This is a genomic window from Acidobacteriota bacterium (assembly GCA_028874215.1).
In the GTDB taxonomy this organism is placed as follows: domain Bacteria; phylum Acidobacteriota; class UBA6911; order RPQK01; family JAJDTT01; genus JAJDTT01.
The window spans coordinates 48,565-63,053 of the sequence record JAPPLF010000072.1; the positions used below are offsets into that span (position 1 = coordinate 48,565).

Sequence of the window (14,489 nt, forward strand, 5' to 3'; positions counted from 1 at the left end):
TCCGGCAGGTGGAGCAGTCTGCGGGTTTGGCTCCGGGCCTGCAGCGCTGCCTATAACTGCAGGGGGACGTCAACTCGGATTCAGGCGACTCTGTCTTCGACAACCAGATAGCGCCCAACGATCCGAAGCGCTCTCTCGACTTGGTTGATATGGGATCGATGATCCAGGTTCAGGAGTTTTCGGACGGCAGCCTCGCTCACACCCAAGCGCTTGGCAAGCGCAACCTTGGTGATACCCTTCTGGCGCATGCACCTGTAGAGGGCCAGCTTGGCGGCCACGACGGGCGGGACGGCGATCATTTCTTGCCCGTTGGCGGCTGTGCCCGGCGCTGGAATCTCCCACCGTTCCTGAACGTATCCCGCCAAGGCTGTCGCCAGAGCATCCTCAGCCATGGCCAAGGCTTCAGTCCGGTCGTTTCCGCCAGTCAGTGCCTCAGGAACGTCCGGAAAGGAAACGGAAAATCCTCCCTCTTCTTCGGGGACCAAGACACAAGGGTAGGCGTATCGCATCTCAGAAGTTCTCCTTGCAGATCTTCAACTGTTTCAACATTCCGAGAAGGGCTCCCCGCGGCAATTCACCCCGCTTCACCGTGGTGAGATGCTCGCCGATCCATAAGCGGGCGTAGCTGCCCTTGCCGCGACTGGGCTCCAATCGGTAATCCTGGCCGGTTCGTCTCGCATAGCGCCTCGCGCGACGGATGAACTCAAGTCCAGTCATGGTCTATTTTCGTACCGAAAGGTACGAAGTTCAATACGCAGTTCCCTGTCTCGTGCCGGCTGCCATAGTCCTGAATCGAATGCGCAAACGTGCGCGAGACAATGGACAACGAGGTGAGAACCGTGAGGACATGACCTTCGGAGTGCCTCTTCTTCTTAAGAACGTAGCCAGGGGCGAAAACCATGGCGGATTTTTCTTCACGGTGACTACGGCGTAGAATTCCAGACTTCTACTACCAGTTCGGAAATCACCTGTTTGAGGGGCGGTCGTGAATCGGCTCGAGACTGAACTCCAGCGGCGAAGCCAGGCACAGCGGGCCGCCAACCGGAGCACCAGGGAGAACTGGCGCTCCTTCACTCGGCACCGGAACCGGGTCATGGAACTGTTGGGCGAGGAGAGCCGGCGTCAGGGCAAGGTGGCGATTTTGGGAGCAGGGAACTGCAATGACCTGGACCTGGTCCAGTTGGCGTCCGAGTGCGGCGAGGTCCATCTCTTCGACCTGGACCGGGAGGCCATGGAGGGCGCGCTACTCCGCCAGGGAGTGCCGGAGCGGTCCAACATCCATCTTCGGGACGACCTGGATCTCTCCGGCCTCTCCGATTCGGAGCATGCCACAGGGCCGGAACCGGCGGGCGACTTCGACCTGGTGGTCTCCACCTGTGTCGTGAGCCAGCTCCTGGAGACGGTGAGCCGCGTCCTGCCACCCGGGCTCCACCGCGACCGGATCATGTTGCAGGTCCGGGACGCCCATGTTCGCCTGATGACCGGCCTGACGGCTCCCGGCGGGACCGGGATCGTGGTGACGGACATGGCCGAGGCCGATTCTGACCCCGATTCGCCCTCACCGCCGGAGACGGCACGAAAAGGCAGTCACTTTCTCGGTCTGGATCCAAAAGGGATTCGGCAAGCACTCGGGGCGGTTCGGAATCTGAAGCAGTCGGAGCCGTGGACCTGGCAGTTGGACCCGGTCCGGCGCTACCTGGTGCAGGCCGTCCGATTCACCAAGTCCGCGCGCGGTTGAAGTTCCGTTACCGCGGCTTCCTACCAGTCGACCCTGAGCCGGGTCCAGCGCACCCCGAACCGGCCCCCTTCCTGGGACCAGTGAGTGGCCAGAAAGTCGCCGTCCTGGAGGCGGATGGCCGTGGGGAACCCGAACTGGAAGCCGCCGTACTCCTCGACACCGCGGCCGGTCGGCCCTTCCTGGCGGGTTCCCGGGTCGTACATCAGACCCTCGTAGTGAATCTCCCATCCTTCGGGAGAGAAGGTGACCAGGTTCATGACGATTCCCTGGTCCCCGTACCGCCGGTTGTAGAGGACCATCAGCCGGTCACCGCCCAAGGGGATCGGCGTCATGGTCTGGCCCCGGATGCCGGTGCTGCGGGGAGCGCTCCAGGTGAGGCCGTCGTCCCGCGAGAGCACGTAGGAGTCCTCCTGGTCGACCACGTCCCCCAGGGTCACGGTCCAGCAGGTGGCGATCAGCAGGCCGTCATCCGCCTGAGCCAGCTTCTGCTCCAGGTAACCCAGCTTCCCCTCCGGGTCTTCGAACACGACGGCATGGCGCGGCCACGTTTCTCCGCCGTCGTCGGAAACGGCCGCCAGGACCTGCTTGCCCAGCGTGTCCGCCGAAACCAGGGTGGCGGCCGGCGCCAGCAGGCGCCCGGACCGCAGCGGGAGGATGCCGTGGGAGATCTCCAACTTCCTGTGCCCCTGCATGGGGATGGTGCGGCGAGCGGACCAGGTCCGTCCTCCGTCAGTGGAGCGGAGAAACACGGCCTCGTTTTCCGAATCGCCGAACACCTTGGTGGCCCGGGCGTGGTGTCGGGATCCGTAGGCGTAGACGGTCCGGCCGTCGGAGGAAAGGCTCAGCTTCAGCGCGTTGGTGGAACCTCCGACCCGGGGGAGGAGCGTTCCTTCCACCTTCCAGGTTTCCCCTCCGTCTGTGGACCGGGCCCAATCCGAACCGCCGGTGACGTGAGCGCCGCCTCCCACGTTGAAGGAGCAGAGGATGTCTCCGCCGGGCAGTTGGACGGCCTGGGGAAACGCCGACTCACGCTCGTCGATCCGTCCCGTACCCAGAATCTCGATGGTTGCCATATCGGACTCGTCGGCGTCAGCCGGCCTGAATCGTCCGCTTGACGGGATCGAAGGTCATGCGCCGGCCGCTCCAATAGGAATCGGTGGACATGATGCAGGCGACGGAATGACCGTAACCGGCCTCCACCGGACAGTGCAGCCGCTTGCTGTCCCGGGCGCGAATGGCGTCCAGCCAGTTGGCGACGTGGCTCCTTTCGCCCGGCGCATCGGGAATGGGGACCTGGTCCTCGATCTTGCCGTCCGCCTCCACTCCCCGGCCCGAGAAGTGCCAGGGAACGTTGGGGTTGGCGCTGGGCTCGGCCCGGCCCTCGCTCCAGTCTTTCCTGTTGGTGGAGCCGCCGGCCTCGAAGCTGCCCAGTGTGCCGTGCACCTGCGTCGCCTTGCCGTATCCGTTGATCAGGTTGGTGGAGTAGACCATGAGGAATTTACGGCCGTCCTTTTCATACTCCAGCGAGACTTCGATGGTGTCGGCGTTCTCCCGCCAGTCCTTCCAGGCGTAGATGCCGCCGTGGGCCACCGCGTTCAGGGGGTAGGAAGTGCCGGTGAGCATGTGGGCCATGTCGATGCCGTGGGTCATCCACTGGTCGATGATGCCGCTGGAGAAGTCCTTCCAGAGGCGGAAGCAGCGGAACACCCTGGGATCGAAGGGGCGGTGCGGCTTGCCCATGAGCCAGGTGTTCCAGTCCACGTCGCTCTCCCTGATCTTGGCCAATTGCTCGTCCGACTTGGCCCAGCGGTAGGCGCTGTACCAGCTCCAGTGGAGGTCGACCTTGACCACGTCACCGATGATCCCGTCGGCGATCATCTTGGCCGCCTGCCGGTACTTGGGAGAACTCCGCCGCTGGGTGCCGATCTGAACGATGCTGCCCGATTCCTTCACCGCGTCCAGCGCCGCGTTGGTCTCCGACAGGACGTTGCCCATGGGCTTCTCGCAATAGGCGTCCTTACCCGCCTTGGCGGCCATTTCCAGGATCTGGGCGTGAGCGTGATCCGGAGTGGCGATGATGAGAGCATCGATTTCCGGGTCGTTCACGATCTGTTCGTGGTGCTTGTAGACCTTGGGGGACGACCCTTGCCTTTCCTCGGTCAGCGCCTTCGCTTGGTCCCGGGCGTCGTTCCAGACATCGCAAACCGCCGTGAGGCGGGCGTTGAAACGCTGGTTATGATCGAAAAACTCCCTCATGATGCCCCGGCCGCGGCCGCCGGGACCGGCGATGCCGACCCGGATCTGGCCGTTCACGTCACGGGACTTGGCGATGGCGGGAAATCCGGCCAGTGCGAGTCCGGCTCCGGCTCCGGCCGAACGGGACAGGAAGGAACGCCTGTTGATGGAAGATTGACTCATGGCTCATACTCCGTCAGGTTTGATCGGCGGGTTCCGGTTGTCGGAACCGATTGGACAATGGTAGCGAAGCGGTGGGACCGCGACAAGGCGGATACGGCCCCTAAACGTAAACACTGACTAAGGATAGGAACCCCCCATGGCTCAGAAGAGATTCCTGATTACAGCCCCTGTGGAAGAAGTCGTGATCGAGTTGCTGGAGGGCCATGCGCCGACGGTGACGTCGCCCGCCACCGACCAGAAGACGTTGTCAGGCCTGCTCTCGGGAACCATCGGGATCGTCGCCCGGGGCGAGGCCCGGATCACCCCCGAGCTGGTGGAGGCCGCGCCCGATCTCCAGGTCGTGGGCAGGACCGGCGTCGGGTACGACAACGTGGACGTTCCGGCTCTGACCCGCCGGTCGATTCCCCTGATCATCGCCCCGGTGGGTGGATTCTCCGTGGCCGAAGGGGCGCTGGGCATGCTGCTCTGCCTGATCAAGAACATGCGCGCCATGGACTCGGCGGTCCGCGAAGGCAACTGGGACATCCGTTACGACGGCCTGGTCGGGGACGTGGCCGGCCATACGGTGGGCATCGCCGGGATGGGACGGATCGGTTCCTACCTGGCCAGGCTGCTTCAGCCCTTCGAAGTGACGGTCCTGGGCTACGATCCTTACGTGGACGCCGGTCGAATGGCCGAGATCGGGGTCCGCAAGGTTGAGTTGAAGGAACTGCTGGCCCGGTCCGACTACGTCTCCTTTCACATGCTTCTGAATGACGAGACCCGGGGCATGATCGACCGGGACGCGGTCGCCGGCATGAAGCGGGGGGCGGTTCTGCTGAACCTGGCCCGCGGCGGAATCACCGACGGCCTCGATACCCTGGCCGACGCCCTGGACGATGGGCAACTGAGCTACGTGGGACTGGACGTTTTTCCCACCGAACCTCCCGATGTCTCCCACCGGATCTTCAAACATCCCCGGTGCCTCTTCGCGCCCCACTCCCTGGGCATGAGCGAACTGGCCATGGACCGGGTCGGCCGTTCCATGGCCAACGACATGCTGGCCGTGTTGGAGGGGAAACGACCCCAGCACTGCGTCAATCCTGAAGTCTTCTAGGAGTGGGGGTTTTCCTATCCCGACTGCTCCATAGTCAAAAACTACCAAAGGTTAACGTTTTCAATGGATTACCGGGTTCTTCGCCGAATCGGTAAAGTGGTTGACTCCCAGCGTTTGACATCCTGAACAGGCAACAAACAGGCAGCCGAATCGGTTCCTGAACGCCGACAATCTCTTCTCTTTCCCCTTGTTCCTCAGGTTCGAAACACATTATGGTTGCGCTGTGTTGATCTTTGGACAGCAACGCACGGCAACGCTTTAACCCTGACAAATTTGTTGCCCATTGACAACGGTTTCCCCGCCTTCACTCACCTTCATCACAAGGTGATCCTTGGAAACAATATCTAGTTGCCGGTCTTCGATTCCGGTCGTCCAGGACCACCCTGGCTCCATTCTCCTCTTTGCGATGGAGGGATCTCGTAAACGCCTCCCATCTTTGAGCCCATGAAGAACGGGATGGAGACGCCGACGGGAAGGGCAATTCCGAATAGAACCTGGGCACTGGGAGCGAAGTCGTCACTCAGGAAACCTGAGCAAAGCGCCAATCCCAGGCCCAGGGCGACCCATCCGGCCCACCGCTTGCCGAAGACACGCTTGACCAGCACCTTGCGGATGTCCGGTCGCTGGAACGTCTGCGACGTCCCATCCTTGGACACAATCGTCATGGACCGAGAGGACGCTCCGTAAAACTGACCCGTGTACTTGGCAGGACCGGTATCAAGAGTATTGTCCTCATACAGTTCCACCCGCGTGATCGCGTTGTCACGGATGTTCTCCACCTTGTCCCAATCCGGCATGTTCCGGGCAACGCAGCCCGGCAGGACCACCAGGAGCAGCAAGGGGACCAATCCCGCTGCCATCGTTTTCCGGAACCGCCTGTTGCGCATGCCTTTAAGGATTCTCATGATGCCCACCTCCCAGTAGTGATCAGACTCGCATCATGAAATGTGAATTTTTCTCCGCAATCAGCTCACTGGGTAGGTTCAGATGGAGTGAACTTAGGAAAGGTCTGAACAACCCCATGGTCCTCTAGCGGAGAGCCTCACCTCTTTCCTCGCCTCGGCGGGAGATGACTCCGGCTGAGTGACCTGGCAAGAATGGTGCCGTCTGGCCGTCGGCTGCCCGTGAGAAGCGACTTCCCTCGGCCCGGATGAGCGTCAAGGTCACGGTCTCGCGGTACGCAACGGCGTGGAACATCACGCCCGCCACAGAGCCATCGGCAACAATCAGGCCAGAGGCGATCAGGCTCATGTCTCATGATTGCCGTTGTGGCCGTAATCTCCGGGAGCGGTTCCCGGTTTCCCAGGACGGCGTCTGGCCTTCACTAGAGTCGGATTCGTCCGTTCCTTTGCTCAGCTCGATCTCTATAGCGGACCGGCTCACAGACCTGTTCGGGCAGAAGCGCCGACGGATGGGTGACGGGGCGAGGTCCCTGGCCGGCGAAGGTCAAGACCTGGAGACCGATCCATCCATTGATCCGACGCGCTCGGTGCGGGGAATCTCGGGAGCCTGGTCACCCGAACCGATCCCGGCGTCCATGAGCTTCGAGCGGACCTGCGTCGGACGGCGAGACTATCGGGTCGGGCTTGATCTCCTCCCCTCAAATAGGTCCACCCCGAAAGTGAGTAATGCCGTCTAATAGACGGCGGGAGGGTCGCCGAGACAGTTCCGCACTTGGCAGTCGCAAAGGGTTACGGCGACTCGCTTCAGCTGTGCGTAAAGGGGGTCTGGTGGCCGATCCGGAATGTGAATGGGACAAAGGGGGTGGATTCACAAAAAGCGGTCCCGGTGACTCACAAATGCACTCTCCCCGATCTTTTTTCCTTTCAGTCAGTTGCGGCCCCATTTCCGGCCACCGGGTGGCCGCACGGGGAAAATGGAGGTGGACGGGAGCGACCCCCCCTTTTTGCTGCCCGGTGCGGGCGCGGGGGTGTTGCGCAATTCACATTGCTCAACACCCCCTGGGGGGGTCGCTCCCGTCCAAAATATCCCTGGCGGGAAGGCAATTCGTACACCCTATGAAGTGGCCGTATACGGTTCTCATTCTGGCTGATTCGTCGGCAATGATCTGGCGGACCAAATGCGAATCATTCCCTGGGCCTGGATCCCGTACTGGATCTGATCTCCTCTCACGATTCGCCCGTGCATGCCGGGCACCAGGCTTGGTCCGACTTGGCTTCAGGCATTGCCCTCGCGCTTACCAAGTCGCTTTCGGTGTCCGTGTGGCGCAGGCCGCGCCTGTGCCGGTGAACTAGACCATGGATTATCGGCACAGGCATGGTGGCGTAATGTGCAAGAATGAACGCGATGAGCATTGCCGGTCCATTCCAAGGAAGTCTCTTCGCCCATGATTTCCTTCAAGATTCAGTCATTCATCTAGATGACTGGCGGGACATCTCTCCCATTGAACTTGGCACCTTCGAAGCCTTTGTGCGGGAGGTTTTCGACGCCTTTCCAAGTGCCAGTTTACCCAATGAAAGCCAGACGGAAGACGATCTGATCTGGCCTATCCTGGTGCATCTCGGCTGGACCGCGAGCCTGCGGCAGCAAAACCTCTCCGCTCACGGTCGGGCGGACGTGCCCGACGGCCTGCTGTTCCCGGACGCTGAGGCGAAGGCCCGAGCCAACAGCTTTGCCGAAGAATGGAAGCGCTATGAGTTCGGAGTCGCAGTGGTCGAGTCGAAGCGCTGGCGGCGGCCGATTGATCGCCGTTCCGGGCGACGGGGGGAGGAAACAGCGCCGTCGACCCAGATGCTCCGCTATCTTCGTCGTGTGGACGACTTGACCACCGGCAGGCTCCGCTGGGGCATTCTCACGAACGGTGCCCGGTGGCGGCTCTACTATCAGGGAGCCCGTTCCGTCTCGGAACAGTTTTTTGAGATGAATCTAGCGGCGCTTCTCGGACTCCCCGGCTACAGCGACGGGCCATTATCCATCACAAGAGATGATCGCCGCCACTGGCTGAAGGTGTTCATGCTCGTCTTCCGGCGCGAAGCCTTCCTTTCGGGAACGACCGACCCGCGCACGTTCCATCAGCGAGCCATTGAGGAAGGCCGGTTTTACGAGGAACGCGTCGCCGCCAGCCTTTCTGCTCTAGTTTTCGACCAAGTCTTCCCCGAACTTGCCCGTGCCATCGCAGCCAACACGCCCGAGTCATCATTGCCGGACGTGCGCGAGGCCGCCCTGGTTCTCCTCTATCGTCTCCTGTTCATCTTCTACGCCGAGGATCGTGACCTTTTACCTGTACGCAATACGAGTTACGACGACTACGCGCTACGTGAGAAGGTGCGCGGTGATGTCGGGCGACGCAAAGATCGTGGTGATGTCTTCTCCGCACAAGCCGCCCGGTACTGGTCGGCCGTTGACGACCTTTGCCGGGCCATCGATCAAGGAGACGAGTCCATCGGCCTACCACCCTACAACGGCGGGCTTTTCGACCGGCCACGCGTGCCACTGCTCAACAACATTCGGCTCAGCGATGAAGTAATGGCCAATGTCATTGACGCGCTTTCATTTGAGCAAACCCCCAATGGCCGCCGCTACATCAATTATCGCGATCTCGGCGTTCAGCAGCTTGGCACGATCTACGAACGCTTGATCGAACAGGAGATCGTTCGCGCCGGCCGTGAGATTGTCGTTCGCCCGAACGTCTTTGCACGGAAGGGATCTGGCAGCTATTACACGCCCGACGATCTGGTCGGCCTGATCATCAAGGAAACGGTAGAACCACTAGTCCAGTCTCGGATGGACGCCTTCGCTGCTAAGATTTCCGATCTCTCCACGAGTCATCTGCCTGAAGACCGCAAGATAGGTCAATTGAAGCGCGTCGATCCGGCCGAGAAGCTGCTCGACCTGAAAATCTGCGATCCCGCCATGGGTTCAGGACATTTTCTGGTCAACTTGGTGGATCACCTCGCTGATCGAGTGATCTCTGCCATGGCCGAGGCGGAAGCCTTGATTGACGATTACATCTCGCCGTTGACCGAGAGGATCGACGTGATCCGAAACACGATCATAGGCAACGCCGAGGACCGAGGTTGGACCATCGATGCGCAACAACTCGACGACCGGCATATCGTCCGACGCATGGTTCTCAAGCGCTGCGTCTACGGCGTCGACAAGAACCCCATGGCCGTCGAACTGGCCAAGGTCGCGCTCTGGCTACACACGTTCACAGTCGGGGCACCGTTGAGTTTCTTGGATCATCACCTTCGTTGCGGCGATAGTTTGTTCGGTTCATGGGTCCGTGTCGGCATCGACAAGGCGAAGGAGCAAGGCGGCCCACTTTTTTTGAAAGGGCCACTACAACGGGCCACACGGGCTGCGGCTCCCATGCAGATTATCGAGGGACTGACCGATGCCGAGATTGCGGAAGCCCACCGTTCTGCGGAAGTGTTCGCTGAAATCGAGGCGATGACGACGCCATTAGATGCGTTCCTGTCTCTGGTCCTTGCCTTCGATTGGCTTCATATCCGTAATCGCGACGACAAGAATGCGCTTTTTGCATACTTCACCGGAATCTTCGGGGACCCTGTGGACATTGCCTCGGGCACAGTCAAAGTCTCAACGGAGATAGAGGGCAGTGAGCGATTTTCCGAACTGCTTGACAAAGCAAAGCAGATTCACAGTGAAGAACACTTTTTCAATTGGCAGGTGACTTTCCCCGGTGTGTGGTCGGAGTGGGAAGCCGCCGAGCTGCATGGCGGATTCGACGCGGTGATCGGCAATCCACCCTGGGAGCGAATGAAGTTGCAGCAAGTTGAGTGGTTCGCTGCCCGCCACCCTGAGATCGCACACGCGCAGCGGGCCGCTGACCGAAAGCGCATGATCGCCGCGTTGCGCGATGCAGGGGACCCGCTTGCCTCAGAGTTTGAACGTGCGAGCGAGCGGGCCGAGTCCGCTGTCCGGATTGCGCGGACGAGCGGCGATTATCCGTATCTTTCTCGTGGCGATGTGAACACCTACTCTCTGTTCGTGGAGCGGGCGATGACGCTCGTCGCACCCGGTGGCATGGTGGGGCTACTGACCCCAATCGGTATTGCGACGGACAAAACTTCGGCACCGTTCTTCGCTAAACGGATTCGCACTCGTTCCGTGAAGGTGTTCTTCGCTTTCGAGAACCGGCGTGGATGGCTTTTCCCAGATATTCATCATGAGGAACAGCCGTCGGTATTTGTGTTCGCAGAGTCCCAGCACCATTTCTCTGACTTTGATTTCTGTGTCCGCATCTCGTCGTGGGAACAATTCAACGACTCCAATCGACGTTTTCGCGTATCCGCGAATCTCTTGCGACGGGTCAATCCAAACACCGGAACCGTACCGATCTTCCGGTTCCGCCGTGACGCCGAACTGACCTCGGCGATCTACAGCCGCCTGCCGATCCTCGTTGATCGGTCAACGGGCGGGGAAGTTAAGGCATGGCCGGTGAAATACAAGACGATGTTCCACATGACCAGCGACTCCGGCCTGTTCCGCACCCGCAAGGAGCTCGATGAGACGGAGGGTGCATGGCACCTGGGAGCTAACCGCTTCGCCAGTCCTTCCGGTGACTGGATGCCCCTCTACGAAGGCAAGATGATCCAGATTCACAACCACCGCTATGCGGGCGTTCGCATCAATCCCAATAGCATCAGCAGTCAAGGGGTGGCCGTAAGAGCAGGTCTGGCGGACCTCCAAGATCCCGCGTTCGTACCGCATCCGAGGTATTGGGTCAATGCGACCCATATTTCCGAAGTCGATCGTGGAAACTGGCGGATCGGTTTCAACCACATCTGCAATACGAACAACGCACGAAGCCTTATTGCGTGCGTTGTCCCAGACGCTGGATTTGGCAATTCGTTACCGATCCTCTCTTTTGCGGATGGAATGACTGAATTTGATCTCGCTCTGTTGGTCGCGAACCTCTGTGCGCTCGTTTGCGATTATGTCGCTAGGCAGAAGATCCAATCACGGAACCTGAACAAATACATCCTGGAGCAACTCCCACTCGTCCCGCCTGACCGTTACGAGGCCGTCCGCTTCGGCCCCAAAACGGCCAGGGAGATTGTCCGAGCGGCCGTTCTTGAGTTGACCTACACTTCTCATGAAATGGCGCCCTTCGCGTGCGATATGGGTTACGTTGACGAGGCGGGAGTCGTAAAGCCACCCTTCATCTGGAACGAAGAGCGTCGTCTGATCCTGCGCTCCAAGCTCGACGCTGTGTTCTTCCATCTATACGGCGTCACGAACCGCGACGATGTCCGCCATATCTACTCGACCTTTCCCGTCGTGAAACGTCGGGAAACAAGAGTCCACGGCTGCTACTACTCCCGTGATGTTTGCCTTGCCTGGATGAACGCGCTAAGCGCCGGCGCGCCAGATGCGGAGATCAATCTGTGAAGGCGTATCTCTGTTCTGCGTGGGAGGTGTGTGGCTACTTCAGGGCGTAGGCTGATTTGCTCAAGCGGTGCGGCGAGAAGCTCTCAATGTGCTCGATTCACAGCTTTGGGGGTTGTGATTGTTCCAACGCAACGACTCCTACAACGCCTCCATCTCAGCCAGCGCCACTCGCAGGCATGCACTGGTGCTGGGGACAAGGGAATCGGGACTGTCGGTACAGTCGATCTGAGCCCGAGCCAACATGACAGGACGGGCTAGTAGTATGAGTTGCTCAATGAGTTCAGTTTGACTTGGCTGAATGGGCCAGGGCGAAAGAGGGCGGGACATACTTAAATGGATTGTTCAGATGGCGAGCAAATCCGCAATCGAATGGACTGATGCAACTTGGAACCCGGTAACCGGCTGCACTAAAGTCTCTCGCGGTTGCGACAATTGTTATGCTGAGCGCCTTTCCGAGCGGTTCCGCGGCACACCCGGGCATCCATTTGAGAGCGGGTTTGATCTTACGCTTCGCCCAGAGCGCCTTTCCCAACCGCTTTCGTGGAAACGACCGAGAAGGATCTTCGTCAATTCGATGAGCGACCTGTTTCACAACAGAATTCCAACAAAGTTCATCGATCGTGTTTTTGAGACGATGGAGTCTGCTGACCAGCATGTGTATCAGGTGCTCACGAAGCGAAGCTCACTGATGAAGAATTACCTGCTACAAAGGTACGATGGCAGCGCGACGCCGCGCCATATCTGGTGCGGAGTGTCCGTTGAAGATCACAAGGCAACCGCCAGGATTCAACACCTTAAGACGGCTCCGATCACCATTCGTTTTCTTTCCATCGAACCGCTTCTCGGCCCTGTGGGAGAGATTGATCTGCAAGGGATTTCCTGGGTCATCGTCGGCGGGGAGAGCGGCCCGAAGGCACGCCCCATGGAACTACGCTGGGTCCTTGATATCAGGGATATGTGCAAACAAAGTGGAGTTGACTTTTTCTTCAAACAATGGGGGGGGCGTACGCCGAAGGCGGGCGGACGCAAGCTTGAGGGCATTGAGCATAACGCCATGCCTGGTTACCCTTGACGGAGACGCGAGACCGTGAATTTCAGTTGGCATCCTGACGAATCCCCACCTCTGATCGAGGCACACAGCAAGGCAAAGCTCGATGTTTTGCGCAGCTACCTGCACGCCTATCTCGATAGGCTGAACATCAATCCTCATCGCGAAGAATTCAAACTCGATCTTGTTGATGGTTTTGCCGGAGGGGGTACGTTTCTGGACGGCAAAGAGGTAGTTTCGGGATCCCCATTGATCATGCTTGAGGAATCCGAAAAAGCAAAAGGGAGACTGAATCGACGCCGTACTAATCCTCTGCGTTTCGACTTCGGGTACTACTTTGTCGATAAGGAGGCCGCCCATATAGGTCATCTCAAGAAAGTTCTGGATGAACGCGGTTACCAAGTTGATGGGGAACGGATTGTCGTTATTAACAAACGATTCGAGGAAGTGCTTGACGATATCATCGCGAAAATTCGCCGCCGACAACCTCGCGCCGGACGCTCAATTTTTCTTCTTGACCAGACCGGATTCGCACAGGTCGCGCTGGAACTCGTAGCTCGGATTTTTCGTGAACTGCCGGCTGCGGAGGTCATACTTACGTTTGCCACAGATGCGCTCGTCAACCATCTTGCGGAAACACGGTCGCAGATCAAGGCAGTCGCTCCGATCGATTTGTCGGAAGCACAAATACGCGAGTTGATCGAGTACCGGGATGGAGATGGCGGTCGAGCCCTTATTCAGAGAACGTTGCGTAATCATATTCGCACCGGGACGAGAGCGACCTATGATACTCCATTCTTCATCCGACCTCGTCGGTCACGCCGTGCCTTGTGGTTCCTCCATCTGTCGAGACATCCTACTGCGCGCGATGTCATGATTCAGCGGCATTGGGAGATTTCAAATACCTTCGAACACTACGGTCCCGGCGATTTCGGGATGCTGGGATGGGAAGGATTGCACTCCAAGACACTGCCCCTATTCCATTTTACAGGGCATGACGCCGAGCAGATGCGGTCGGAACTTTTGAATTCCCTGCCGGAGAAACTGTTCGGTTTGGTATCCGAAACCCCGATCACCGTTGACACGATGCGGCATATGCTTGCAAACAAGACAGCCGCTCGATTCTCGGATCTTGACGAGGCGGTCCTCCAACTTTTCCGGGAAAGAGAACTTAGAATTTTGGATCCCGATGGCAAAGTGCGCTCCCATACTCTGAGACGTCTTCGGCCTTCCGATCAGATTGCACTTCCCAATACGCTGTTGCTTCCCGGAATTTCCCGCCGCCGTTAAGGTTTTGCAGACAGGCAATTGGAGTTTCCAATAAGCATGAAGGGATTCCCCGAGGAAATCTAAGGCGCCGCTCCGCGGTCTCAGAGACCTACCTCCATTTATTTGTGATCACAGTTCCCCTGTCATCCACTTGACTTTCCCGATTACCTCGTCCTCGCCCCATGTCTCGGGCTCCCAAGCCGGGTGATCGCTGACCAGCAGCCAGTTGCCTGAATCGTCGATCACGGATCGCTTGACGACCAAGCCATCGCTCTTGCGAACCACATAGAAATGTCCTCGCAGCCGTCGCCTCCGGTTGTGGTCGACCGGGGTCACGCAGCCTTCCGGCAAGGCCATCGGCACATTTCGCAAACTGGCCGATCTGATCATCATTACGGCCAGAGTCGATTCTCTGGAACCGTGGTACGATTCTTCCCACGGCGAAGAACCCGGATCCAGAAAGGAGGAGATGCATATGGGCATCTATAAGGTGAAGGATCGCCGGGGGAGACGACGTTTCGTCGTCAGCAAGTACTGGCCGC

12 protein-coding genes are annotated in these 14,489 nt (G+C 59.2%); 6 read left to right on the forward strand and 6 right to left on the reverse strand.

Annotation, left to right across the window (positions count from 1 at the left end; all coding sequences use genetic code 11):
* Positions 1–80: 80 nt before the first annotated feature.
* Positions 81–509 carry a type II toxin-antitoxin system HicB family antitoxin gene (locus OXT71_14615; protein MDE2927624.1) on the reverse strand — a complete coding sequence of 143 codons (429 nt, stop codon included), beginning with the start codon at positions 507–509 and terminating at the stop codon, positions 81–83.
* A 1-nt stretch (position 510) separates the two neighbouring features.
* Positions 511–717, reverse strand: a complete 207-nt coding sequence (locus OXT71_14620) for a hypothetical protein (GenBank protein MDE2927625.1) — start codon at positions 715–717, stop codon at positions 511–513.
* Positions 718–985: 268 nt separating this feature from the next.
* Here OXT71_14620 and OXT71_14625 point away from each other — a divergent pair, with 268 nt between their 5' ends.
* Entirely contained in the window at positions 986–1,738 is a 753-nt protein-coding gene (locus OXT71_14625; GenBank protein ID MDE2927626.1) for a class I SAM-dependent methyltransferase, read from the forward strand.
* A gap of 20 nt (positions 1,739–1,758) precedes the next feature.
* On the opposite strand, the gene OXT71_14630 is transcribed toward OXT71_14625, so the two are convergent.
* Both OXT71_14630 and OXT71_14635 read right to left on the reverse strand, forming a co-directional pair.
* Entirely contained in the window at positions 1,759–2,811 is a 1,053-nt protein-coding gene (locus OXT71_14630) for a sialidase family protein (protein MDE2927627.1), read from the reverse strand.
* Positions 2,812–2,827: 16 nt separating this feature from the next.
* Entirely contained in the window at positions 2,828–4,156 is a 1,329-nt protein-coding gene (locus OXT71_14635) for a Gfo/Idh/MocA family oxidoreductase (GenBank protein ID MDE2927628.1), read from the reverse strand.
* 136 nt (positions 4,157–4,292) lie between these two features.
* Here OXT71_14635 and OXT71_14640 point away from each other — a divergent pair, with 136 nt between their 5' ends.
* Positions 4,293–5,252 (forward strand): oxidoreductase, encoded by a 960-nt coding sequence (locus tag OXT71_14640; protein ID MDE2927629.1) that lies wholly within the window; start codon positions 4,293–4,295, stop codon positions 5,250–5,252.
* A 344-nt stretch (positions 5,253–5,596) separates the two neighbouring features.
* Here the strand turns inward: OXT71_14640 and OXT71_14645 are convergent, their stop codons facing one another.
* Positions 5,597–6,157: a hypothetical protein gene (locus OXT71_14645; protein MDE2927630.1), complete on the reverse strand. Its 561-nt coding sequence runs from the start codon at positions 6,155–6,157 to the stop codon at positions 5,597–5,599.
* 1,393 nt (positions 6,158–7,550) lie between these two features.
* Here OXT71_14645 and OXT71_14650 point away from each other — a divergent pair.
* The 3 genes from OXT71_14650 to OXT71_14660 all read left to right on the forward strand — a co-directional run bounded on the left by OXT71_14650 (position 7,551) and on the right by OXT71_14660 (position 13,968).
* Positions 7,551–11,630, forward strand: coding sequence for a restriction endonuclease (locus OXT71_14650; protein MDE2927631.1), 4,080 nt, complete (start codon positions 7,551–7,553; stop codon positions 11,628–11,630).
* 346 nt (positions 11,631–11,976) lie between these two features.
* Positions 11,977–12,702: a phage Gp37/Gp68 family protein gene (locus OXT71_14655; GenBank protein ID MDE2927632.1), complete on the forward strand. Its 726-nt coding sequence runs from the start codon at positions 11,977–11,979 to the stop codon at positions 12,700–12,702.
* Positions 12,703–12,717: 15 nt separating this feature from the next.
* The gene (locus OXT71_14660) at positions 12,718–13,968 is read left to right on the forward strand and encodes a three-Cys-motif partner protein TcmP (protein MDE2927633.1); all 1,251 of its coding nucleotides are present in this window, start codon (positions 12,718–12,720) and stop codon (positions 13,966–13,968) included.
* Between the two features lie 108 nt (positions 13,969–14,076).
* Here OXT71_14660 and OXT71_14665 read toward each other — a convergent pair whose 3' ends face one another.
* On the reverse strand, positions 14,077–14,337 hold the full coding sequence (locus OXT71_14665) for a S24 family peptidase (GenBank protein ID MDE2927634.1): 261 nt from the start codon (positions 14,335–14,337) through the stop codon (positions 14,077–14,079).
* Here OXT71_14665 and OXT71_14670 point away from each other — a divergent pair.
* Positions 14,264–14,489 (forward strand): hypothetical protein (locus OXT71_14670; protein MDE2927635.1); only part of this gene is annotated, 226 nt, incomplete at its 3' end. The genes OXT71_14665 and OXT71_14670 overlap by 74 nt on opposite strands.

Excerpts from the sequence above, each read along its gene's own strand:
- OXT71_14615 (MDE2927624.1), bottom strand. The coding sequence starts at position 509 with ATGCGATACGCCTACCCTTGTGTCTTGGTCCCCGAAGAAGAGGGAGGA.
- OXT71_14620 (MDE2927625.1), bottom strand. The coding sequence starts at position 717 with ATGACTGGACTTGAGTTCATCCGTCGCGCGAGGCGCTATGCGAGACGA.
- OXT71_14645 (MDE2927630.1), bottom strand. The coding sequence starts at position 6,157 with ATGAGAATCCTTAAAGGCATGCGCAACAGGCGGTTCCGGAAAACGATG.
- OXT71_14665 (MDE2927634.1), bottom strand. The coding sequence starts at position 14,337 with ATGATCAGATCGGCCAGTTTGCGAAATGTGCCGATGGCCTTGCCGGAA.
- OXT71_14650 (MDE2927631.1), top strand. The coding sequence starts at position 7,551 with ATGAACGCGATGAGCATTGCCGGTCCATTCCAAGGAAGTCTCTTCGCC.
- OXT71_14655 (MDE2927632.1), top strand. The coding sequence starts at position 11,977 with ATGGCGAGCAAATCCGCAATCGAATGGACTGATGCAACTTGGAACCCG.
- OXT71_14640 (MDE2927629.1), top strand. The coding sequence starts at position 4,293 with ATGGCTCAGAAGAGATTCCTGATTACAGCCCCTGTGGAAGAAGTCGTG.
- OXT71_14630 (MDE2927627.1), bottom strand. The coding sequence starts at position 2,811 with ATGGCAACCATCGAGATTCTGGGTACGGGACGGATCGACGAGCGTGAG.
- OXT71_14635 (MDE2927628.1), bottom strand. The coding sequence starts at position 4,156 with ATGAGTCAATCTTCCATCAACAGGCGTTCCTTCCTGTCCCGTTCGGCC.